3 protein-coding genes and 1 pseudogene are annotated in these 3609 nt (G+C 67.6%); 1 reads left to right on the top strand and 3 read right to left on the bottom strand.

The annotated features are described in order from the left end of the window. Positions 1–481 precede the first annotated feature (481 nt). On the top strand, positions 482–1303 hold the full coding sequence (gene mftM / locus B4M62_RS12515) for a mycofactocin oligosaccharide methyltransferase MftM (RefSeq protein WP_290713427.1): 822 nt from the start codon (positions 482–484) through the stop codon (positions 1301–1303). Positions 1304–1320: 17 nt separating this feature from the next. Here the strand turns inward: mftM and B4M62_RS12520 are convergent, their stop codons facing one another. The 3 genes and pseudogenes from B4M62_RS12520 to B4M62_RS12530 all read right to left on the bottom strand — a co-directional run. Continuing rightward, a complete protein-coding gene (locus B4M62_RS12520) occupies positions 1321–1980 on the bottom strand; it encodes a MadR family response regulator transcription factor (protein WP_290713430.1) in 660 nt (219 codons plus the stop codon). After that, on the bottom strand, positions 1977–3290 hold the full coding sequence (locus B4M62_RS12525) for a MadS family sensor histidine kinase (RefSeq protein WP_290713433.1): 1314 nt from the start codon (positions 3288–3290) through the stop codon (positions 1977–1979). Before B4M62_RS12525 ends, B4M62_RS12520 begins: the two co-directional genes overlap by 4 nt. A gap of 2 nt (positions 3291–3292) precedes the next feature. After that, positions 3293–3609 (bottom strand): annotated as a pseudogene (locus B4M62_RS12530) (iron-containing alcohol dehydrogenase); the annotation flags it as partial.

Here is a 3609-nt window from a genome sequence, read left to right on the forward strand (position 1 = left end):
CGAGTTCTCAAAGAACACACACCCGTTGGTGCCACCCCGTCCGGGACGCGTACCAACAAGCTGAGTTGTTGTGGAAGCTGTCCCTCATTTGGGGCAACTTTCCCATCCTAACAGACTTGTCTCAGCGAGGCAAATTTCGTTTGCCTCGCGCTCGATTCGTACTGTCGGGATTGTCGACGCAAGACCCGGTCTCCTTGTTCCGGCGGACCCTCGCGGGTCTTGCCGGCGGCGCCGTGGCGCGTCTGACTTGGATTAAGTTACGCAAGAGTGTCCGGCAGGTCAACTCCACGCTGCGTGACGTCGACCACACTGCGTCGGTCTCGGGGTTTTCTGCAGGTCAGCGGTATCGCGACGTGCTGTGGCGGGTGCATCCGTCGTTGGGTCGGCAGTTGACGGCACTCGCGCGCACCCATCCTTTCGGACAGGGACCACACCCGTTTGGGCAGGTGTTTGTCCTGGTCGCGGCCCCTAACGTCGGGGTATGCACCCGCTTGTCGCCGCACCCGCCACGCGATCAGTCATCGCCCGTAGGGCCTCCGGACCCGCTTCGGCCCGCACGTCCCAGTGGAGTTGCCTACCGGGACCCGATGGATCAGTCGTCGTCGAACACGCGCTATCGATGGCCACGGTGAGTGACGATCGCATCGTTACCGCCTTGGCCCGCTTCGCCTCGGCAGGAGCGCTGGCCGGTCAGACCGAATTCGAGCGGGCGTTCACCGCGGTGGTCGCCAGCTCCGGTCCCCGCGAGGACGCCTGCTGGCGCGCCTTCTACCGCAACTCGGTCGCGGAGTTGCGTGGCGGACAGGCGGCCTTCAGCCCGGTACACCGGCGCGCCCGGTCCCTCCTGGTGGGCCGGTCGATCCTCGAAGTCGGCTGTTGTTTCGGCCTGCTCGCCCTGCAATGCGCCCAAGACGGCTATGCGGTGACCGCCTGCGACATCTGCCCCGGCGCGTTGCACCTACTCGATGACGCGGCCAACACCCTCGGACTGCCGATCATCACCCGCCGCGGTGATGCCCGCGCCCTGCCGCTGGCCACCGACTCCGTCGACACGGTGACACTGATCCACCTGCTCGAGCACCTTGACGGGCCGGACGTGGCGGTTGCGCTGCGTGAAGCGCTGCGCGTGGCCCGCCGTCGCGTCGTCGTGGCCGTCCCCTTCGAGGAGCGGCCGAGTGCGCACTTCGGTCACCGTCAGCAACTCACCGACGACGACCTGCGGGCCTGGTCAACGGATCTGACGGGATGCACCGCAACGATCTTCACCGACCACGGCGGCTGGCTGGTTCTCGATCACCGGTGACCGGGCCGCGTGCTTCATCAGATGAGGCCCCGTTTGCTGGCGACGTAGACCGCATCCGTGCGTTTGGTTACCCCCAATTTGCGGATCAGGTTGCGCAGATGGAATTTCACCGTGGACTCCGATATGAACAGCCGCTGCCCGATTCCCGCGTTGGACAAGCCGTCGGCCAGCAACCGGAGCACCTCGCGTTCGCGATCGGTCAGCTCCTCGGCCGCATTGTGCCGGCCCGCCATGGTGCGCATCACCGCGGTCGCGCTGCGCGGATCAAAGGCGCTGCCGCCGATCGACAGGGCCCGGATCGCGCGGACGAGTTCGGTGGTGTCCACATCTTTGACGACATAGCCCTGCGCGCCGGCGCGCACCGCGCGGATCACCAGATCGTCGTCCAAAAAGGTGGTCAGCACCAAGATCGCGACGTCGGGGTTCCAGCGCTTGAGTTCCCCGATGAGCCGCATGCCCTCGTAGTCGGTCGACGCGGTGAGCTTCAGGTCCACGACGACGACGTCGGGCCTGGTGTGGGCCACCTCGGCCAGCGCCGCGTCGAACGTGCCGGCCTCCCCCACGACGACAACCTCGTCATGCCGCTCCAGCAGTGCGCGCAAGCCTTCCCGCAGCAGCGCATGATCGTCGACCAACACGGTACGGATCACCCGCGGCGGTCCTGCTCCAGCTGTCATGGCGACCCCCGTAGCGGCGTAGGCACCTCCGCGACGATGCGCACGCCGCCGAGCCTGGACCGGCGGATGCGCAGCGTACCGCCGAGTTCGGTGGCCCGGGTCGCCATGTTGGCCAGGCCTCGGCGGCGCCCTTCGTCGAGGTCGCCGGTCACCGCAGCCCGCGTCCGGTCGCGCAAGTCCTCCGGATCGCCGGTCCCGTCGTCGTCCACCGTCAGCGTCACCAACTGCTCGCCGTAGGACAACACCACGGCCACCTGCCCGGCATGCGCATGCCGGGCGGCGTTGAACAAGGACTCCCCCGCGATGCGCAGCAAGGCGTGTTGCACGTCGCTGCTCAACTCGCGCGTTCGCCCGCGGATCACCACCGAGGACTGTGCATGGTCGGGCAGATGCAGTTCGCACAGTTGGTCCAGCGTGTCGCCCACGCTGTGCGACGGGTCGCCGGCTGCATTGAGTGTGTAGATGGCGTTTCGCAGCTGGATCATCGCGTCGCGGGTCAACCCCACCGCCTTCGTCAGGTGTTCCTCCCCCGACGCCGACACCTCACCCCGGCAGAGCTCCATCTGCAACCCAGCAGAGAGCACCGACTGACCCACTGAATCGTGCAGTTCCCGGGCGATCCGCGAACGTTCCTTGTACAGGAGCGCGGTGCGATTGGCCGCCGAAAGTTCACGCTGGGCCTGCTCGAGCTCATGGTTGCGCTCGGCCAGCTCCGCGGCCCGCCGCCGGGTCTCCGACAGCAGCTCCGAGTTCACCATGGCAACCGCGGCCTGTCCGGCCAGGATCTGCAGGACCACCAGATCCGACGGGTCCACAGTCACCTCCGGCGGGGTCCAAGCGGACAGGCCGCCGACGACGCGACCGCGGTATTCGATGGGCACGTGGAGGTGCTGGGCGCTGACGATCGGTACGTGCAGGACAGTGCGCTCACCACGCAACACATCGATCAGCCGGTTGAGCACATCCACGGGCAGGTCGGTGGGAAGGTGTGCGACGCCGACAGTCTCGAACGAGAGGATCCCCTCGTCGCGGGCGGCGATGAGATGGCGCGGCGACGCCTGCTCAAGGTGTCCGTCGGCCAGGGCGAACAGCACCCACTCGGCGCCCAGGTGTTCGCGCACCGTCTCCAAGACTGCGACGACCAGCCGCTCCGGCCCCTGGTCGGTCTGCACCAGCGCTTTCGAGATCCCCTCCAGCGCGACCATCACCCGGTCCAGACGCGCCTCGGCCCCGCGATACTGCACATAGTGCCCGCGCTTGACGCTGCTCAGCCCGACCAGGCTGGCGAGATTGGGGTCAGTGGGCGCCATTGCTACAGCGCCTGCCGGTAGACATCGAGAATGCCCTCGGGTTCGGCCCGCCGCGGGTTGGTCAGCATGCACGAATCGGCCAGGGCCCGCTCGGTGAGCAACTCCAGGTCGTCGGCGCGCACGCCGAGCGGGGCCAGTGCCGACGGCATCCCGACGCGGTGCGCGAGGTCGCCGGTGGCGTCGGCGAGCCGATCGGCCACGACCCGCGCGCCTCCCGTCGTCGACACGCCGATCGCGTCGGCAAGGTCGACGAAATCGTCCGCGCACACCTGCGCGTTATAGCGGATCACGCACGGGAGCAGCACCGAGTTGATCGCCC

Source organism: Gordonia sp. UBA5067, assembly GCF_002414845.1.
GTDB classification, from domain to species: domain Bacteria; phylum Actinomycetota; class Actinomycetes; order Mycobacteriales; family Mycobacteriaceae; genus Gordonia; species Gordonia defluvii.